Below are 20,102 nucleotides of genomic sequence, written 5' to 3'. Positions count from 1 at the left end.
CATAACCGGAAGGAACGCCACCATGAATCCCGAAACAGAATCCGCGGCCACCACCCACGAGACCAGGGCGCCGTCGTCGTTCAAGCGCACCGTTGCCTTCGCGGCGACCGGCCTCCTGGCTGCCGGCACGGTCAGTGCCGGCGCTTGGTGGGGCATCAGCTCCGTTGCCGCCGCCGACACCACCGACGCCCCAACCGCGGCTGCCGGCAACACAGTGATCCAAACGCAGTTGGATCAACTGGTGGACCGCGGGTTTCCCGCAGCCCTGGCCTCGCTGACGCATCCGGACGGCAGCCATGAAGATTTTGTGTCCGGCGTCGGAAACGTCGAAACCGGGGAGGACGTTCCGGTGGACGGGGAGGTGCGCATTGGCAGCAACACGAAAATGTTCACCGCCGTCACCGTGCTGCAGCTGGTGGAGCAGGGACAGGTGGAGCTGGACGCTCCCATTGAGAAGTACCTGCCCGGCCTGCTGCACGGCGAGGGGATCGACGGCGCGAACATCACCGTCCGGCAGCTGCTGCAGCACACCAGCGGGCTGCCCGAGTATACGGACGCACTGGCCGTTGATTTCAAGCAGATGCAGCACTCCTACAAGTCTCCCCGGGACCTGATGGACATGGCCCTGGCGCAGCCGGCCCTGTTCAGCCCCGGGGAACGCTGGGAATACTCCAACACAAACTACATCGTGCTCGGGCTGCTCGTGGAAAAGGTGACGCAGCGCCCCCTCGGCGAGGAAATCACCCGCCGCATCATCGAACCCCTCGGCCTGCAGCACACCTATTTCCCGGCCCAGGGCGAACAGGAGTTCCGGGGGGCACACCCGTCCGGCTACCACATGGAGGCCGACCTCCAGCGATACGACGTGACCGAGCTGGATCCCTCCTGGGCCTGGGCGGCCGGGGAAATCATCGCCAGTCCCAGCGACCTGAACGAGTTCAACCGGGCCGTGGTCGACGGCCGCCTGCTCTCCGAGGCGTCAATGGCCGAAATGCAAAAGACGGTGCCCTCGGACGAGACCCTGTTTCCGGGCGCCCAGTACGGGCTCGGCCTGGAGCGCTACCCGCTGAGCTGCGGCGGCGAGATCTGGGGCCACGGCGGAGACATCCAGGGCTACGAGACGCGCAACGGGGTGACCGCCGACGGCACTGCCTTCACCATTGCCGTCACGTCCCTCCCCGCAGCCATCGGTGACCCGGCCAACGAGGAGCTGGTCCTGGAGAACTACAAGTCCGTGACGCAGGCCCTGGACACGGTCTTGTGCTCTAAGTAGCCGCTGGTCCTCGACGCGGAAAGCGGGTCCTCGCGGCAGGAGCCCGGGGCGAAAACGCCCCGGGCTCCCTGCTTTGCACTCCCGCCTTGCACTCCTGCTGTCAGCTCACCAGCAGCTACTCCACCGTGATGAACCCCGCGAGCCGGGTGTCATTCACGGAGCTGCCCACGTAAATGGGCACCTGACCGGTCGGTGTCACCCAGCCGTTCGCCGCAGTGTCCCAGTACTGCAGGGAACGCGGATCCAGGTAGATGTTCACCGTCCCGGCCGCGCCGGGAGGCAACGTGATGCTGGCGTACCCGGCCAGCTGCCGGGCCGGCGTCGGGATGACCGTGGGCAGGTTCCCCACGTACACCTGCACCGTTTCCTGCCCCTCGCGGGTGCCCAGGTTGGTGACCTGCACCGAGACTTCCGCCGCCGGATCCGCCGCGTCTACCACGGGGGTGGACAGCAGGTTCCCGTACTGGAACCGCGTGTAGGAGAGCCCGTGCCCAAACGGGAACAGCGGCGTCAGGCCCTGCGTGGTGTAGGACTTGTAGCCCACAAACACGCCCTCCACATACGGAACCACCGGATCCACCTCGTTGATCAGGTAGAAGGTGTTCTGCTGCCCGGCCTGCGTGGCCTGCTGTTCGGACACCGGGAAGGTGACCGGCAGCTTGCCGGACGGGTTCGCGTCCCCGTACAGCAGCGAGGCCACTGCGGTGCCCTGTGCCTGCCCGGGATACCAGGTTTCCAGTACTGACGGCACGGCATCCAGCCACGGCATGGTGACCGGTCCGCTGGTGGCCAGCACCACAATGGTGTTCGGGTTCACCGCGGACACGGCCCGGATCAGCCGGTCCTGGTCCTGCGGCAGGGTCAGCGTGCCGCGGTCGGCTGCCTCCCCGGTGTAGTCGCGGGCGACGACGACGGCCACCGAGTTGCGCGAGGCGACGTCCACCGCTTCCTGGATGGACGGGGACAGGGCGTTCTCCGGGGCGAACCAGCCCAGCCGCATCATGGCGCCGGGCTGGTCATTGAGGCCGCCGTTGAACTGGTTGGGGGCGTCCGTGGTGTATTCCACCCGGATCGGCACTTCCTGCCCCGCGGCCAGGTTGATCGCGGATTCGGTCTGGTTGTACGGCGCCGGCTCCCCGGTGCTGACCAGGGTGTTGTCGATGTACAGCCGGGCGGTGCCCAGATGCGCCATGGTCAGGGTGTAGTCTCCGGTGGCCGGAGCCACCAGGGTTCCGGTCCACACCACGGACATGGGCGCGGAAACCAGCGGAACCGGCAGTCCGGGCACCTGGGAGGTGTTGATGGTGTCCGCGGAAATACCGGTGCGCAGGTTGATCTGCCGTTCGGAGCGGGCCACCACCGTCTCGCCGGTGAAGTTGTTGATCCCGCTGCGGTACTCGGCCTGCACGTTGGTCAGCACGGTGCTGGGGATCGGCGGGGCGCCGGGCAGCGTGTCCGCCAGCGACACCGGGTCGGTGCCGGCAGCGTATTCCACCGTGGCGTCCCCGGCCCGGGCGGTGATCCCGTCCAGGATGGTGGTCAGCCGTGCCGGGTTGGGAATGGCTCCGGAGCCGCCGCCGTCGATGTACCAATCGGCGTCGGAACCGATCACCGCCACTGAAGGCGTGGTGGAGGCCAGCGGCAGCGCGCCGTCGTTCTTCAGCAGCACCGCGGCGTCCTCGGCAATGTCCTCGGCAATCACGGCGTGCGCGTCCAGCTGGTTCGCGGGCACCGGCACCTCGGTGGGCTGCGGGTTCACGAAGGATCCCGGAGGCGGGTTGTCGAAGATGCCCTTCGCGAACATGGTCAGGGCCACCCGCCGGGCGGCGTCGGTCACCCGCGCCTCGGACACTTCCCCGTTCTGCACTGCCGCCAGCAGCGCCGGCCCGGAGAACTCCAGGCCCGGCCCGGCGACGTCGAGCCCCGCGGCGTAGTCCGCGAAACTGTGCGCGGCGTTGAAGTCCGAGGAGACAAACCCCCGGAAGCCGAGCTGGGTCTTGAGGATTCCGTTGAGCAGCGGCGCGTTGCCGCAGGCGAACTCGGTGTTGACCTTGTTGAAGGAGCACATGATGGCGCCCGGATCGGCGTCGCGGACCACGGTTTCCCATGGCCGTGTGTAGGTCTCCTGCAGGGTCCGCTCGTCCACCTCCACGTCCACGTGCCCGCGCCGGGATTCGAAGTTGTTCAGGTTGTAGTGCTTGACCAGCGCCGAAATGTCCGCGCCCTGTTCGCCCTGCACCTGTGAGGCGGCGATGGACCCGCTGAGCAGCGGATCCTCGCCCAGATCCTCCCACATCCGCCCGTTGTACGGGGTCTTGACCAGGTCCATGGTGGGCCCGGCCAGCGCGTTCCAGCCGGTGGCGCGGGCTTCCTCCCCGCCCACTGCCCCGTAGGCGCGGGCGTAGGTGTTGTTGAAGGTGGAGGCCAGGCCGACGCCGACCGGCAGCGCCGTGGTCACGGTGTCTTCCAGCGCCAGGCCGCAGCAGCCGTCCTTGCTGCGGATGGCCGGCAGGCCGAGCTCGGGCACGCCGGGGCCGCCGCTTTGGACCAGATAGTTGACCTTCTGCTCCAGGGTCATGGCGTTGACCACCAGCAGGGCCCGCAGCTCCGGGGACAGCGACGCATCGCGCCAGGGCTGGTCCTCGATCTGCTGCGGTTCGGGGGCGTCCAGGTTGACCGCTGGAACGGTGGCCGGGACCGTGGCCGGGAAGCCGGCAGCACTGGCAGCCGGTAGGAAGCTGGTGGTGGCGAGCAGTGTCCCGGCCAGCAGCGCCATGGCCCTTCGCAGGATTTTGGCGGGGTTCGGGGAGGTGGATGTACGACGACGGCGGGGCGGCCCGCCGGTGCTGCGGTTTTCTTCCATGGTGGTTCCCTCATACGGGCCGCGTTCACCCCCTGGGCGCGGCGGCTACCGCTGGACATCCGCCGTGTGTTACGGGCGGATCAGGGCACGGCGGGGCGCTCGGTGTATCCCCCGGTGAGGCCGCCCCGGCCGCTGGACTGCCGGACCGAAAGTGCGGGTGCGGCGAGTGATGCCGGAGACGCTATGGACGCGTCCGGGCAGGGTCAACCGAGATGTGCGGGGTTGGCTGCGGGGCGTGCTAGATTGCTTGTCCCATCCGGCGACGCCAGGAGCACCACATGCAGGTTCACCCCCAGGCACAGGCTTTTCTCGACCTTCTGAAGGGCGCTCCGCCGCTGGACACCCAGACGGCCGAGCAGAACCGCGCTGATCTGGAGAATGCCCTGCCCCTGACCGGCGCCGCTGTTGACCTGTTTTCGGTCCGGGACCGGACTATTGCCGGGGTGCCGGTCCGGGTCTATTCGCCGGACGCGCCGAACGGGACGCTGCCCGGGGCGGTCGCCTACTTCCACGGCGGCGGCTGGGTCCTCGGCGATCTGGAGATCGCAGACACGACGGCCCGCGCCCTCGCGCGGCATTCCGGCGCCATCGTCGTCAGCGTGGATTACCGCAAGGCGCCCGAGCACGTGTTTCCCGCGGCAGCCGACGACGCCGAAGCGGTCACCCTTGCCCTGCTCTCCGGGGAGTCGGGGCTGGCCATCGATTCGAACCGGGTGGCCGTGGCCGGGGACAGTGCCGGCGGCAACCTGGCAGCGGTCACCGCCCAGCAGTTGGCCGGCCACATGCCGCCGCTGGCACACCAGGTGCTGGTTTATCCGGTGACCGATGCCCGCGTCGGCTCCACGGCGAGCTACGCCGAGTTCGCGGACGGGCACTTCCTGACCCGGCGGGACATGCAGTACTTCGTGGACACCTACGCCGGTGGTGCGGACCTGGAGGATATCCGGCTCTCCCCTGCCCGGAATCCAGATCTTTCCGGTGTGGCCCCGGCAACCGTGATCACCGGCGAGTGCGATCCGCTGCGGGACGAGGGCGAGGCGTATGCCCGTCAGCTGCGGGAGGCGGGCGTGCCCACCACCGCGGTGCGCTTCGGCGGGCAGGTGCATCCTTTCCTGTACATGGCCGGATTGATTGACGACGCCGGCGCGGCACGGGAGTTCATCGGCGCCCGGCTCCGGCAGGCCCTGGCAGCGGACACGGTCCTGCCCGGATAGGAAAACAGGGGCCCGGAGCGTAGCGCTCCGGGCCCCTGCGTCCGGGTTAGACCACCGTGATGAACCCGGCCAGCCGGATGTCATCCACGGAGCGGCCCACGTAGATGGGCACTTGGCCGGTGGGGGTGACCCAGCCGCCCGCGTTGACGTCCCAGTACTGCAGGGACTGCGGATCCAGGTCGATATTCACCGTCCCGATCCCGCCGGCCGGCAGCGAAATGCTGCCGTAGCCGGCCAGCTGCCGGGCCGGCGTCGGCACGCCGGTGGGCAGGTTCCCCACGTACACCTGCACGGTTTCCTCTCCCGGATAGGTGCCGATGTTGGTCACCTGCACCGCCACTTCGGCGTCCGGATCGTCGGCGTCCACCTCCGGCGTCGCGAACAGGTTCGCGTAGTCGAACCGGGTGTAGGAGAGCCCGTGCCCGAACGGGAACAGCGGCACCGCGCCCTGGGTGGTGTACGCCTTGTAGCCGACAAAAACGCCTTCGGCGTACGGCACCACCGGGGACACCGTGGTGAGGAAGTTGAACGGATACGGCGGGGTCACCGCAGACGCCTGCTGGTCGCTGACCGGGAACGTGACCGGCAGCTTGCCGGAGGGGTTCACGTCCCCGAACAGCACGGACGCCACCGCCCGGCCCTGCGCCTGCCCGGGGTACCAAGCTTCGAGGACGGAGGGTACCGCGTCGATCCACGGCATGGTCACCGGGCCGCTGGTGGCCAGCACGACCACGGTGTTCGGGTTCGCCGCAGTGACCGCGCTGATCAGCGCGTCCTGGTTCTGCGGCAGGGTCAGGGAACCGCGGTCCGCGGCCTCGCCGGTGTAGTCCCGGGCCACGATGACGGCCACGGAATTGCGGGAAGCAACGTCCACGGCCTCCTGGATGGAGGGCTGCAGCACGCCGCCCGGCGGGGTCCAGCCCAGCCGGATCATTGCGCCCGGCTGGTCGTTCAGTCCGCCGTTGAACTGGTTCGGGGCGTCGGTGATGTATTCGATCCGGATCGGAATGCGCTGGCCTTCGGCCATGTTCACGCCGATTTCCTGCGTGGCCAGGTTGTCCGCCGGCTCGTTGATCACTTCCGCACCGTCCAGGAACAGCCGGGCGGTGCCAAGGTGGGTCAGCGAGAACGTGTAGTTCCCGGTGGCCGGCGCCACGATGGTGCCGGTCCACACCGCCGTCATGGGCGAGGCGGCCAGCTCCCCACCCACGCCGGGCACCTGGGAGGTGTTGATCTCGTCCGCGGAGATGCCGGTGCGCAGGTTCACCTGCTGTTCGGTGCGGGCCAGGGTGGGGGTTCCCTCGAAGTTGTTCAGCCCGAGCCGGTATTCGGCATTCACGTCGGTCAGCACTCCGCTGGGCAGCGGGGGCGGGCCGGGGATGGTGTCGCCCAGGCCCACCGGGTCGGTGCCGCGGGCGTATTCCACGCTTGCGTCCCCGGCCCGGGCGGTGATGCCGTCCAGGATGGTGGTCAGCCGTGCCGGGGTCGGCACGGCACCGGAGCCGCCGCCGTCGATGTACCAGTCGGCGTCGGAGCCGATCACCCCGATGGATGGAGTGCCCGCTGCCAGCGGCAGGGCGCCGTCGTTCTTCAGCAGCACCGTGCCCGCCTCGGCGACGCTCTGTGCAATGGCGTCGTGCGCGTCCAGCATGTTCGCCGGGATGGGAATATCGGTGGGCTGCGGATTCACGAAGGTGTCGATGGGCGGGTTGTCCACAATGCCCTTGGCGAACATGGTGCGCGCCACCCGGCGGGCGGCGTCGGTCACCCGCGCCTCGGACACGGTGCCGTTCTGTACCGCGGCCAGCAGGTTCGGGCCGGAGAATTCCAGCCCCGGCCCGGAGACGTCCAGCCCGGCGGCGTAGTCCGCGAAGCTGTGTGCGGCGTTGAAGTCCGAGGTGACAAACCCGGCGAACCCGGTCTGCGTCTTGAGGATCTGGTTCAGCAGCTGGTCATTGCCGCAGGCGTACTCACCGTTGACCTTGTTGAAGGAGCACATGATGGAGCCGGGATCGGACTCCTCCACCATCTGCGCCCAGGGCCGGACGTAGGTTTCCTGCAGCGTCCGCTGGTCCACCAGCACGTCCACGTTTCCGCGCCGGGTCTCGAAGTTGTTGAGCATGTACTGCTTGGGAAGGGCGGAGACGGAGGCGCCCTGCTCGCCCTGCACCTGGGCGACGGCGCTGTCCCCGCTGACCAGCGGATCCTCGCCGAAGGCCTCCCAGAGCCGGCCGTTGTAGGGGGTTTTGCCCAGGTTCATGGTGGGGCCGGCAATGGTGTTGTAGCCGGTGGCGCGGGCTTCCTCCCCGGCAACGGCACCGTAGGCGCGGCCGAGGGTGGGATCGAGGGCGGATGCCAGGCTCAGCCCCACCGGGAGGGAGGTGCTGGGTTCGGTTTCCAGGGCCAGCCCGCAGCAGCCGTCCTTGCTGCGGATGGGCGGGATGCCGAACTCGGGAACCCCGGTGCCGCCGCTCTGGACCAGCAGTTCCACCTTCTGTTCCAGGGACATGGCGGCAACCACCAGGGTGGCCCGCAGGTCCGGGGAAAGGCTGGGATCGCCCCAGGGGAACTGGGAGATGTCCGGCGGGGCGGCCTGCAGGATGTCTACGCCGGTCTGCGCCGGTTCGGCGGCCACGGCGGCCACCGGCAGGAAGCTGCCCGCCATCAGCAGTCCGGCGAGCAGGGCGGTGGTTCTCTTGCGGATGCTTCTCTTGGGGATGGCTTTGCGGAAGATGTGTGGGGTTGGCCGGGACCGGGTGGCCCGGCGGCGGGGTGACTGGTTGATACTTCGCTTTGGTTCCATGGTGCTTCCCTCATACGGGCCGCGTTCACCCCCTGGGCGCGGCGGCTACCGCTGGAATCCGCCGCCACTGGCGTGCGGACAATACGCCGCCGGGGCTCCCCTGCGTCCCCCACGGGGTGCCCCGGCCGCTGACCTGCCGGCCCCGTCAGTGCGGGTGCGGCGAGTGATGGGGGAACGCTATGGAGGCGTCCGGGCAGGGTCAACCGAGATGGGCGGGGTTGGGAGCGACGCGGGCAGATTGGTGCTGCCGAGGGGGTGCGCAACCAAGGTGGACAACCAGGTTGAGCAGGGCCCGCCCTCCCCGGCAGGGGAACCACTGCCCACAGCGCGGCGGCCGGGCAGGATTTACAGGGTAATTACCGGAAGGTTCGTTCAAAGGGGTTGTCGCTGTCGCAGTCCTCGGGCAGCAGGGCCATGGAGAGCAGGTAGGCGACCTGTTCGGCGGCGCGTTCGGTTTCGTTCCAGTCCAACGAGCGGGCGAGCATCCGGCGGATGCCCTGCCGGCTGCCGACGTGCTGGAACACCGAGGGCATGGTGGTTTCCACTCCCCCGCAGCCGCGGTGACGCAGCAGGATGTGCCCGAATTCGTGGCAGGCGGCGTGCGTGCGGTGCAGCCGGTGGTCGCCGGAGGGCAGCAGGATGATGGACTTGGTTTCCTTCTCGATCCAGAGCCCGGTGACGGACGGGATCACGGAGGAGTCAATGTCGCGCAGTTCAATGGGTTTGCCGTGCGTTTTCGTCACGGCGGCGAGCAGGTCATCGAAGGTGACGTGCTCGTCCAGCTCCAGGGCGTCGACTACCGCTTTCGAGGTTGCCCGCTTCGGCTTCCGAAAACGCATTGGCATTGCTTCCCCCTGTTGTTTCACGCGTCCGTGTTTCACAAGTTGCGTCTATGGAAAGAGACTGAACCGACTTTATCGCACGTTGGGGTGGGAGTCGGTGGGGGGGCAGTGGCGTGGCGAGTGGGCGGGGGCGCCTGAGGAGCGAAGGTGGTCGCTCTCGCCGAACCGACACGATAATGGGGCATGCATAAGCGCAGGCTGCTGCTCCGGGCGGTGAAGGCGTTTCACACGTTCGTGTGGTTAACCGTTGAGGGCTGCATGCTTTACGTGCTGATCGCCGGAATACGGAAACGCTCTGACCGCAGGGCAGGGGCCGCGGCCGCGGTGGTCGCTGCTGAGACCTTGATCTTCGCCGGCAACGGATTTCATTGCCCGCTTACGGCGGTGGCGCGGGATCTGGGAGACGAAACCGGATCGGTCACCGACATCTATCTCCCGCAGTGGCTGGCGAAGAACCTTCCCGCGATTCACGTCCCGCTGATCGTTATTGCGCTGGTCCTTCATGGACGGAACATTGCCGCCCAGAAGGCTGTGGAGAGGAACAACGTGCAGCCAGGCCGCTTCACCGGTGCTGCAGAAAGCCCGTCGGCTGGCTGATCTCACGACCAGCGCCGCTCAGGCTCGCGGTGACGCCGGCGGTCAGGGCAGCAACAGGGCCGCGGCGAAGGCCAGGCAGCCGGCGGCATGACCGGCCAGGACCTGCGTGGGGGTGTGCGCGCCGAGCTTTATCCGCGACCAGCCCGTGGCCGAGGCCAGCAGCAGAGCCAGCGCCGCACCGAGCTCCGGGACCGGTGCCAGCAGGGCCAAGCCGACGTAGGCGGCGACGGCGGAATGCACCGAGAGCTTCCACACCAGGTTCGCTACCAGGCACAGCATCATGCCGATGAAAACGCCGCCAATTTCGCCGAACAATTCCGCCGGGGCGTCCAGCAGGACCAGGACCAGCGCACCGATGAGCATGGATGCTGCGGAAGCACCCAGGATCGGAGCCCGCTGGCTGCGCACGCCGATGTGGTGGTCGCTCACCTTGCCGCGGTGTTTCAGCACCAGGATCCCGGCGAAGGGCAGCCCGACGGTGAATAGCGCCGCGAGGATGCCCTGCAGCCAGGTCACGCTCGGGGTGAGCAGGGGCTGGAGCAGCAGGAGTATCCCCACCAGGACGGTCGGGGCGGTGACCTCCGTGACGATGCGGGCCACGCGGGTGGGGGCGGCGGAGGCTTGCGGGGTGTGCTGCTGCAGGGTTTCGGGCATCAGTCGATCCTACTGGGTGCGGAAGGTGTCGCCGTCGGGATAGTGGAGGTCGGGGCCCCCCGCTTCAGCCAATTCCCCAAGCACACTGATGATTTCGTCAGCGTCGTCGCCGGCTTCTGGTTCAACGACCACGCTGACGGTGTCTTCATCCATCAGGTGCGGGTACTTCTCCAGCAAGAATCGCCGCCTGTAAGCGGTGTCCGCAGCGTCGACAATAGATTCCAGCGTTGCCCAGTTGAATCCTCCGCCGATGACGATCCCCGCAGCCGGCACCACCTTTCCCAGTGACTGCTTCGTGAAGCGGACGCCGAATGCCTTCGCAAATTGGTGAGAAACCCGCGCAAGGACCGATTTATCCAGGATTTTCCACGCTTTGCCACGGACGAGTGCCTGCGTGAGGCGAGAAATGTCTGACAAGGCTGCGGTCTTCGCACTGGCCGACATCGCCGTGCCTGCATTCACCACGGACATCACAAACAACTTTTCACTGGGCTCTTCAGGGTCATAGCCGTAAAACAGCGATACATGTCCCACTGAACGGGAGGCCAATCCCAAAACAACGGCGGCGTCACCCGTTATGGCCCCGGCCACCGCAACGCCGGACGGTGCCGCCGCAGCACCGGCTGAGGCGACTGCGACCAAGGCCCCGCCCGAGATGACCAGTCCCGCGCCCATACCTGAGAGTGCCGCCGCGATCGGGTAGTACAGGTTCAATCCCCGACCCCTCACGGCGTCGATCTGCTCGAGATCCAGATGACGCAGCTCTAAGAGCGAGGACACATCATGCCCCCGCTTTTGGTGGGCTTCAACCACCCGGCGCGGGGAGAGCCCAATCCGTGCGGCCCGTGCAAGCATCCCCGTCACGGAGTCGAGAGCCGCGCCACCCCATTCCGTCATCGCTTCGGGAACGGCCTCTGCAGTTTTCCGGGCACCGGACCGAATGACTCCGGCGCCTTTGCCGACCATTTCCTGACCCTTGGAAAACGCCGCCTTCGCTCCTGGACGATCCTCTAGATACTGCCCGGCACGCTTACCGAGACCGACAGCTCCGTTGGCCACCTGCTCGCTGGCTTTTTTCATTACCCGCGACATCGGACGGGGCTTAGCCATCTGAAGGCGACGCCATGCATGAATCTCATAGTTCGAGGGTTTCGTCATGACGAGAACTCTATTCGCATTTTCAGACACCTCGGATGACTTCTCCGTGGCGAGTCCAATCTCGTCTATTCATTCCAAAGATGCCGGGAAGATTTCCTTGGAGCATTAGGTCAGTCGGCGAAAGCACTTCGGCGGCCATACCCCCCGTTCTCCCACAACCCGGCAGACGAGAACCGAAGACCTAGTTACAATGATGGTGAGTATCTCAATATTGGAGGAAATGCGTGCGCCGTCTTGCTGCTGGGCTAATTGGAGTTTCAATGATGGCAACTCTTTCTGCCTGTGGTTCCGCCTCCCCCAGTTCCGTTGAAGACCTGAGCGACGTGATCGAAGAGATGGGCTACGAGTGTGATGAGCCGATCATGGAGGATGCGGGAAATGAGAGTGTGGACTGCGGTGAGGAAATATATGCCTCTTGGTACCCGAGCGCGGCAAAAGAGGTAGCTTCGTTTGAGGCAGTATCGTCAGTTTACGAGGATATCCCCAGTGACTACTCGGTCGAGCTTTGGGTTATTCGCGGCAAGCAATGGCGCATTAGCGGCGATAAGGGTGCCGTCACAAAGGTCGCTGAGTCCCTGGATAAAGACATGGACATGATAAGCAACTAAGCCTGCAACTGGTTCAACTATTCATCGTACTTGAGATCGCTTCGTCTCGAGGCAGGTGGTGGGCTGCCGATTCCTCACATAAGTGATCTATCGGAGCGAAATCTGGAATAGGCCGGAGACCGGGCCAGCACGCATTACGTGCCTGGTCCGTCGCCATCAGTCCGGAGAAGTGTCATGCGCGCTTCCGCGTCACCCCGTCAGGTATTCGAGCCGAGTAGTCGGGGTGGAAGATAGATAGGCTGCGCCAGCAGGGGTCTGGTCTTGTCGTATGGAGCTGAGTAACCTCTAGCCAGCGGACCGCCCCCGCTCCGCCGCTTCCGCCGTCGTCGTTAATCCAGCGGATCCCGGATGATCGGGCAGGTCATGCAGTGCCCGCCGCCGCGGCCGCGGCCCAGTTCGGCGCCGACGATCGGGATGACCTCGACGCCGGCGTTGCGCAGCGCCGCGTTGGTCTGGGTGTTGCGGTCGTAGGTGAACACCACGCCCGGTTCCAGGGCGACGGCGTTGTTCGCGCTGTCCCACTGCTGGCGTTCGGTGGCGTGGTAATCCCCGGCGGTCTCCACCAGGCGCAGCTTTCGATAACCCATGGCTTCGGCGACCACGTCCACGAAGCGGCGGTCCCGGTGGTCCCGGATTTCCATCCCGGGGGCCTTGTCCGAGGGGTGGATGGTGAAGGGGTGGATGCCGTCCACGATGGCCGGGTGGATGGTGGCCAGGTCCCGGTCCGCGAAGGTGAACACGGTGTCCAGGTGCATCGCGGAGCGCAGCTTGGGCATGCCGGCGACGACGATCCGCTCCGCCGCTTCGTCCTTGAACAGGGCCTGCGCGAGCTGGGTGATGGCCTGCCGGGAGGTCCGCTCCCCCATGCCCAGCAGTACGGTGCCGTTGCCCACGGGCATGACGTCGCCGCCTTCCAGGTAAGCCTGGCTCCAGTCCTTTTCCGCGTCGCCCCACCAGATTTTCGCGCCTACGTAGTCCGGGTGGAACCGGTAGATGGCCTGCATCAGCAGGGTCTCGTCGTGCCGGGCCGGCCAGTACAGCGGGTTCATGGTCAGCCCGGAGCCGATCCAGCACGTGGTGTCGCGGGTGTAGAGGGTGTTGGGCAGCGGCGGCAGCAGGTACTCGGGCCGACCGGTGGATTCGCGGACCAGGGCAACGTAACTGCCGAGGTAGTCGTCGGGAACGTCCGACGTCGTCAGCCCGCCGATGAGGTAGCGCGCCAGCTCCGCGCCGGTGAGCGAATCCAGGAACGCACGTGTGCCGGCGACCAGCCCGAGGCCGACCCGGTTGGCGATGATCTTCCGGTCCAAGAGCCAGGTGCGGGCCTCGGGGATGTCCAGCGTGGCGCCGAGGAGGTCGTGGAGTTCAACGACGTCGACGCCGCGGTCGGTCATCTGGGTGACGAAGTCGGCGTGGTCGCGCTGGGCGTTTTCCACCCACATCACGTCGTCAAACAGCAGGTCTTCCCGGTTGGTGGGCGTGAGCCGCTCGTGGGCCAGGCCTGGGGCGCAGACCAGGACCTTGCGGAGTCTGCCGACCTCGGAGTGGACGCCGTAGGTGGAGGCAATGCCCTCTGGGGCGGCAGGGACGGGGGAAGGCATGGGTGACTCCTTTATCAGCAGGCTTAGGAGCATCCTTCCAGACGGAGGGGCGGGGACCGAATCGTTGCTGTTGACCTCCGGCTTTGCGGCTTTGTCAGTCAACACACTGGCGGGGTGCTTTCCGAACTTTCCCGCAGGATCGTCAGCGCAGACAGCCCGCGGCGCACGGATTCCTCGTCCAGCGATGCCAGCGACATGTTGGGCCGCCGGGTGGCGAACCTGCTGGCGCGCAGATTGCGGTGGACGCCAGTCAGCACCCCGACGTGTTTTTCCCGCTCACTCAGAAGCTCAACTGCGGCATCCGCTGGCCACTCGCCGTCGGGCAGCCGGGACATGGGAATGAGATTGAACTCCACCGAGGCGCCCTGGAGAGTCACGGTGCCGAGCCGTCCGCCCTGCGCATCGTGGATCTTCAACCCGCCCGACGAGTGACTGCTTTGGAGCCTTCGAAATCCACCCCAGTGCTGCGGCCTCGTCGATAAACGCAACGAAGTTTGGGACCGACACCTGTTCGTACCCATCCAGCCACTCCCGATAAGGCTCTGCGTCCCACGCTGTTCGATCGCGGGTGGCCGACGATGCTTTCGCTTCCGCCAGTTCCTCACCTTAGGTCTGTGCCATCAGCATCTCAATCGAGCCCTTCCTAAGCCGGGCGTATTCGACGGCAATCATCGACGCGTCCCGTCCCGACATGGCGGAGGTATTCGGTCATCCGCTTCAGCGGCTGCTCGTTGATCGCCTCGACCGACCAACACAATCCAAAGCCCCTGCATGAGACTCTTGGTAACGGCGTCACGCAGCCGGACGCCGTCGTCGGCAGGGAACGGGGATTGACGGGCCCGGTCTTGCCACCGAGCGTCAAGGTCCTCGATGCCTATCTTCCACCGTCGTGAGGAGTAGTCGAACATCTGTCCGACGATCTCGCGTCGGATCTGCGGATTGGAAGCCAGCTTGCACTCTACGAGCGGCACCTTTCCATCAGTCTCCACCATGACGTCCACGCACATGCCAACCGGCTGTCGGATGAGGATCTGTCCCATGCCCTCCGGTTTACCCGGCTTCGTCGCCCAGCGTCCAGATGGTGTGGAGCGTAAGCATCAGTAGTAGCTGGCGAAACCCGCGGCCGAGAATAATCACCGACGGACTAGTTCCACGGCACAATAGACAAGACGCATATGGATCTGAGAGGAACAGCGGTGACGACGGAGGATTCGACCAACCCCCAGAGCGCACCTCCGCCGAGCAAACCCGATGAACGCCTTGACGAAGGTACCGTTGCCACAGCCCCGCTTCGGGCCGAATCCGCATCCGGATCAAGCACCTACGCGACCGGAGGCGGCGGGGTGTCCCTTGCGCACCGCATCGCGGCCATATACATGGCTAGTCTCCTGGCAGGAGAACGCAGAACGGAAGCATCAGAGTTACCCCTCCGGCGTCTCTCATTCCAAACGGGGCCGGCTCATCCGGTCGATGACCTACTTCTCGAGTGCTCTGATGGAACGACCGAAGTCACCGTTGCGGTAGCATGCCGAGCCACCCCGAACTTCGTTCAGAGTGACGAACAGACAGTAAAACTGGTGGGTTCACTCCTAGCCGAGATAGCGAAATTCGATACTTACACACACCAGGTCGCTGTGGCAGTCGCTGGCTGGTCCAATCAGTGGGAGAGTCTCGCCACTGTATGTGACATCGCTCGCAGCACCGCTGACGCGACCTCATTCCAAGCATCCCTGGACGTGAACAAGAGATGGTCGAAAAAGGTCCGCGAACGCTTCGACCACTTCCTTCAAATGGTCACACTTGTCACAGAGGAGACGAGCACAGAGGCGGAGGTTCTCCGATTAGCGTTCAGACTTCTGTCTCGTCTCCGTATTCTGAGTTTCCGAGTGCAAAGCCCCGACGAACGTGACCGCACGGCAGCTGCAACCGCGCTCGACCTCGTTGCAGCAGACACATCCGACGGCATAACCATCAGAAATCGGCTGGAAGCCGAAGCGACCCGATACGACGCCACAGGGGCCGTCGTTGATCTGAACCTTCTCCGGCGAGACCTTCACGCACTCCTAAAGACCAGCGCAACGCGCAACAACCGAGCTTTCAGGGCGCTCTCAGAGCACCGCAGACTAGCAGCTGCCAGTGTCCGAGCCACCCTCGGAAGTGAGTCCACGACTTCCGGCTCACTCGAAATTGCGTTCGCCGACCGCCGCGACAGTCTCATCGCTGCGATCCGAAAGACTGGAACCGATACCGCGGCGCTCGTTGTGTCAGGCGAGTCCGGCACCGGAAAGAGCGCACTAACCCTCTCCTGCATTGCACAGCTCGAAGCCGAAGACCCCGCGGGTTTCGAGGCAATCGTCGTGAACTTCCGCGCTCTCCCCCAAACGAGCATGGAGTTCAGCGCTGCTGTCGGCGTATCTTTAACCGAAGTTCTCGCTGAGCTTTCCGCCCCGACCCGGGTGCTTGTGATTGACGCTGCGGACGCCGCTCTCGAACGCTCCGCCAGCCTCCTCAGCGACCTCGTCCTCGCAGCCGCACAGGCAGGCGTCGGTGTCATCGCGGTTGCCGCAGATACCGCGCGAGAGTTCGTCAACGAACAGGTAACTTTCGGATTCAGTAAGAACGCCAACTCCTTCATCATGGAGCCGCTCGGCAACACCGACATCGCAACAGTCGCAGAACACTTCCCGTTGCTGCGCAACGTCCTGCGTTCCCTGCCCGAAGTATCGCTGCTACGACGCCTGGTCGTCCTCGACCTCTTGGCCCGCACCGGAATCAGGCTCAAAGGTCCCTTGAGCGATTGGGATTGTCTTAGCCTCATCTGGAGCAAAATCGTCCGCAGGGAAGATGACCCAGCAGCAGGCTCCGCCGAAGCACGCGAGCAGACCCTCCTAGCCGTTGCTGCCGCAACGCTCAACCTTCCCTCGGACCGGCATCCCACGGTGATCCTCGTTCCCGCCGCAGTTGACGCATTGCGCCGCGACCACCTGTTGACCCCAGCCAGCCCGTACTTGAGTCGTCCCGAGTTCGCCCACGACGAAATACGTCGGTACGCCACCGCTGTACTCCTGGTTCGCGCACAGCGAGTGACCGACACGCTTCGGATCGCGGGAGGTCCACGATGGGCCCTCTCAGCCGCGACTCTCGCTTGTAAGGGACAACTCCGCGCGCCTGGAGCCCGTGCGCCCCAGGTGTTTGCCCGCATGGTCCAGGAGTTCAGCGCTATCGCAAGCCAGTTCGGACCACGCTGGTCGGATCTTCCAATTGAAGCTCTCCTCGACAACCCGAACGCATACGAGTGCCTGAAGGCCGAACTTGGCAACCAATCCTCCCCTATCAATCTCGACACCGTCGTTCGTGTTGTCGAACAACGCCACCGAGTCAACGGCCTCGTGGATCCCCTCGTGGCCGCACCAATCGTCAGAATTCTTCTCGACGACCCCGAACCCTGGCTGCTGTCGACACCATCGTTCGAGCTCCTCGCCAGCTGGCTGCAGGCTCTCGTAATGCTTCACGTGCCCGCTGGCAACCAGCTTCGTATTGACCTGCGGGACCGCCTAGTCGCTTACTGGAGATCATTCCCGCCACCAGTGCAGGCTCAGAACGATGATGAAGATGACCCGTTAGCGGGGCTGGGTTTTAGGCCCAGCCATGTACTTAGGAAGGAGCTCCCGCACGAGGTCACCAGGGAGGAGTACATCGAGTGCTTAGCACTTCTCGGGCCAGACATCGACGACAGTATCGAGCGATACCTCCTTGCGATCGCCGAGGACGCCCCTGCCTCCCTTGCGCCCGCCGCAGACTCTCCCCTGAGCGCGCGGGCCATCGCCCTGCATGACCCGGAGCTACTAGCCCAACTGATGGAGGCCTACTACATCGACGAGGAAGACACCGGCTGGCATTACGGAGATGGGGTCCGGGACCACCACGGCCGGTGGAAAGGCTTCCCCTCACCGTTCTACGAGTACTACTACGGCGGTTTCTGGGCACTTTTTAATACGGCCTCGTCCAAGACTTCAGCCCGTGTCCTAAACAAGATCCTCAACCACGGCGCCCAATTCCGTGTCTGTACCCTCGCTGGCTTGGACATAGCTCCATTCGAGGTAGCTGTCGACTACAAGCCTGGTTCCCAAGATGAGCGTGAATCCGGGGTGGAACTCAATCTGGACGGTGCCCGACGGCTCTACGTAGGCGACGACCATGTGTGGAGCTGGTATCGCGGGACCTCGGTAGGGCCGTATTCCGGGATGAGCGCTCTCCTCGCCATGGAACGTGTCGCCGAGAGCTGGCTCGACGCCGGGGAGTCTCCGGAACAAGTCCTCGAGACCCTCCTTGAGGGCTGCGAGAATCTCGCCGTGCCCGGGATGTTGTTCGGTCTTCTAACCAGACACCTCGACAAGGTCAAGGACGAGCTCGACCGGTTCCTAGCTGAACCGATCGTGTGGCAACTCGAATTTGCACGCTTAGCTGGTGAGTCCAACGGCCTCGCCCCTCATACCGACGATCTGAAACACCAAGAACGACGCCAATGGTCTCCTCGCGAAGTTTCCGTGACCCTCATGACGAGCGGAAATGGGGAACGTACTCAGGCGCTCAAAGCTGTCGGTGATCTCCTCGTCGCCAACGGATCCGGTCTTGGCATACCGGAGGAGCTTACAAAAAACTGGGCCGCGAGTCTCGACGCAGACCGGTACGAGGTCACTCAGCAGGGCGACCGCCTTTATCTTCAGGTCAACCTGCCGGAGGATCTTCAGGCGGCGCAGGCTCAGCACGCCATCTACGAGGAACAGGTGAACACCAGCCTGCGACTGCAGAACCGCTACTGGGGTTCTGCAAAGCACGACGCCGACTATGTGCCACCCACATCAGCAGAGATAGCCAAAGACCTCACAACTGCGCGCGAGCTCCTCGAAGCGGACACCGACATGATGCCGTCGCAGCCGGTTAACGCCGCCGCGCACGTCGTTCGGGTCGCCGTTCAACGGGCTGTCGCCGGCGAAGCTGCAGCCCTCGGTAACGAATCCAGGTTCGTAGCCCAACTTGTGTTCGATGTGGCCCTATCCTTCAAAGCCTCGGACGACCAGCGAAGAGAAGATCAGTACTTCGATCTTGGCGCCGACCGCGCGGTGGCCAACGCTCTCCCGGCATTCCTAACGCCCGCTCTGGCCGGCCTCCTCTCTCCCATCGGAGCAAGCACAGAAGATCTTTTCGCTGCCGGGATGGCCATTGCTTGCAACGCACCACTCGAAACCAGACTCTATCTATCCCGCGGGTGTGACGTCGTCTGGGCCACGCCGTGCCATGGGGAGCCTTGCATTCACGAGACTGCGCTCGGCTGGCTCCTCGAAACAGCGCGAGGGGCTGAGCTCGGTGAATGGGAGAAGCCCTCACAACGCCCGCGGAATGCCTACATCGACGGTGATATCTCAGCCCGGCTTCAAGAGCTCGATGGCACCTCCATCGATCTCAGAATGCTCGATGCTGCCATTCGAGGCTTTGGGAATGCCGCCGCCAACCGTCACTGCCACACCGCCGAAGCCAATCGGCTTCTCGCTCAGTTCCTCGACATCCAACGCCGGACTATGCTGAGCGATGAGGACCGTGGACGGCGCGCCGACCACCGCGGGACCCACGCCCTGGTCGGTGCCCGCGCACTTCTCGACAACTATGCGATTTCCCAAGACCCTCAACCCATCATCGAGCACCTCGATGCCCTCAGCGCGCACGCTGGCCTGTTGTCCGGACTTCTCCACGGCCTCACGGCTGCCGGCGCGGAGAACGATAGGCGCGCACAAGCGGCGCGCGATCTCTGGCCCTCGGTCCTTGACCAGGCCCTCACGTATACCCGTCGGGACCCCAACCCCTACCGGGATAGCCACTGGGGTGACTGGGCAGCCGCAGCACTTCTGCCCGAACCACTTTCTTGGGTTCAAGGCCTCTATAGGGAACTCAATGGGCCACCCATCGATTGGGTTAAGGGCGAAGACCTTCTCGGTTTCATCGATCAGTGGGTTTTGCTTGGTCACGGCAGAACTAAGTGTGTTGATGCACTCATTCGAATCCTTCGCAAGCTCCCGTTATCCGAACAGGTAACCCACGGTCTCGCTTGGATCACAGAGCTCTGCACCCGAGACGGCCTAATCATCGTAAAACAGACCTGGTACTCGAATGAATGGCTAAAGGAAATTCGAAACACCGCCGATGAATTCAGCAAACTTGAGGATTGGCAGGCGCTGGTCGACGCTATGGTAGTCGCCGGAAATGAAGGTCTTGCCCCTTACAGCCGGTAGCGAACGCATTGACCATGCGGGGACTCGTTCCAAAGTGCCAAGAATAATTGTGGTTTGCCCGGGACAACGGTGTGCTCCCTAGTGTCCCGGGAAGGCTCCTCTCTGAACCCGCGTTATGCCCGCCGGGATGCCACGTAGAATTCAGTACGAGTACGTGCATGAAAAGAACGCTGCACGACAGAGGGGGACCGCCATGAGCACG

The 20,102-nt window shown here is 64.8% G+C and carries 12 protein-coding genes; 5 read left to right on the top strand and 7 right to left on the bottom strand.

The window, feature by feature from the left end:
• The first annotated feature begins 22 nt into the window (after window positions 1-22).
• Window positions 23-1,273 (top strand): serine hydrolase domain-containing protein, encoded by a 1,251-nt coding sequence (locus QNO06_RS03815; protein WP_227913402.1) that lies wholly within the window; start codon window positions 23-25, stop codon window positions 1,271-1,273.
• 115 nt (window positions 1,274-1,388) lie between these two features.
• Here the strand turns inward: QNO06_RS03815 and QNO06_RS03810 are convergent, their stop codons facing one another.
• Window positions 1,389-4,136 carry a glycoside hydrolase family 3 protein gene (locus QNO06_RS03810; RefSeq protein ID WP_227913403.1) on the bottom strand — a complete coding sequence of 916 codons (2,748 nt, stop codon included), beginning with the start codon at window positions 4,134-4,136 and terminating at the stop codon, window positions 1,389-1,391.
• 278 nt (window positions 4,137-4,414) lie between these two features.
• Between QNO06_RS03810 and QNO06_RS03805 the strand changes: the two genes are divergently transcribed.
• Window positions 4,415-5,350 (top strand): alpha/beta hydrolase, encoded by a 936-nt coding sequence (locus QNO06_RS03805; protein ID WP_227913404.1) that lies wholly within the window; start codon window positions 4,415-4,417, stop codon window positions 5,348-5,350.
• 46 nt (window positions 5,351-5,396) lie between these two features.
• Here the strand turns inward: QNO06_RS03805 and QNO06_RS03800 are convergent, their stop codons facing one another.
• Both QNO06_RS03800 and QNO06_RS03795 read right to left on the bottom strand, forming a co-directional pair.
• Entirely contained in the window at window positions 5,397-8,153 is a 2,757-nt protein-coding gene (locus QNO06_RS03800; protein ID WP_227913405.1) for a beta-glucosidase, read from the bottom strand.
• 356 nt (window positions 8,154-8,509) lie between these two features.
• Window positions 8,510-8,998, bottom strand: coding sequence for a hypothetical protein (locus tag QNO06_RS03795; RefSeq protein WP_284162666.1), 489 nt, complete (start codon window positions 8,996-8,998; stop codon window positions 8,510-8,512).
• 231 nt (window positions 8,999-9,229) lie between these two features.
• Here QNO06_RS03795 and QNO06_RS03790 point away from each other — a divergent pair, with 231 nt between their 5' ends.
• Window positions 9,230-9,592, top strand: a complete 363-nt coding sequence (locus QNO06_RS03790; protein ID WP_227913407.1) for a hypothetical protein — start codon at window positions 9,230-9,232, stop codon at window positions 9,590-9,592.
• A 42-nt stretch (window positions 9,593-9,634) separates the two neighbouring features.
• Here the strand turns inward: QNO06_RS03790 and QNO06_RS03785 are convergent, their stop codons facing one another.
• Entirely contained in the window at window positions 9,635-10,246 is a 612-nt protein-coding gene (locus QNO06_RS03785) for a phosphatase PAP2 family protein (RefSeq protein WP_227913408.1), read from the bottom strand.
• A 9-nt stretch (window positions 10,247-10,255) separates the two neighbouring features.
• Window positions 10,256-11,404, bottom strand: a complete 1,149-nt coding sequence (locus QNO06_RS03780) for an EcsC family protein (protein ID WP_227913409.1) — start codon at window positions 11,402-11,404, stop codon at window positions 10,256-10,258.
• A gap of 260 nt (window positions 11,405-11,664) precedes the next feature.
• On the opposite strand from QNO06_RS03780, the gene QNO06_RS03775 reads away from it, so the two are divergent.
• On the top strand, window positions 11,665-12,012 hold the full coding sequence (locus QNO06_RS03775) for a hypothetical protein (protein WP_227913410.1): 348 nt from the start codon (window positions 11,665-11,667) through the stop codon (window positions 12,010-12,012).
• Window positions 12,013-12,341: 329 nt separating this feature from the next.
• Here the strand turns inward: QNO06_RS03775 and QNO06_RS03770 are convergent, their stop codons facing one another.
• Together QNO06_RS03770 and QNO06_RS03765 are read right to left on the bottom strand one after the other, a co-directional pair.
• The gene (locus tag QNO06_RS03770) at window positions 12,342-13,613 is read right to left on the bottom strand and encodes an arginine deiminase (protein ID WP_227913411.1); all 1,272 of its coding nucleotides are present in this window, start codon (window positions 13,611-13,613) and stop codon (window positions 12,342-12,344) included.
• A 98-nt stretch (window positions 13,614-13,711) separates the two neighbouring features.
• Complete coding sequence (locus QNO06_RS03765; RefSeq protein WP_227913412.1) at window positions 13,712-14,029, bottom strand: hypothetical protein; 318 nt, start codon at window positions 14,027-14,029, stop codon at window positions 13,712-13,714.
• Between the two features lie 759 nt (window positions 14,030-14,788).
• Here QNO06_RS03765 and QNO06_RS03760 point away from each other — a divergent pair.
• On the top strand, window positions 14,789-19,900 hold the full coding sequence (locus QNO06_RS03760; RefSeq protein ID WP_227913413.1) for a hypothetical protein: 5,112 nt from the start codon (window positions 14,789-14,791) through the stop codon (window positions 19,898-19,900).
• Window positions 19,901-20,102: the final 202 nt, after the last annotated feature.

The organism is Arthrobacter sp. zg-Y20, assembly GCF_030142075.1.
GTDB lineage: Bacteria > Actinomycetota > Actinomycetes > Actinomycetales > Micrococcaceae > Arthrobacter_B.
The sequence above is the reverse complement of the archived record's forward strand: the minus strand, read 5'-3'. Positions and strand labels throughout refer to the sequence as shown.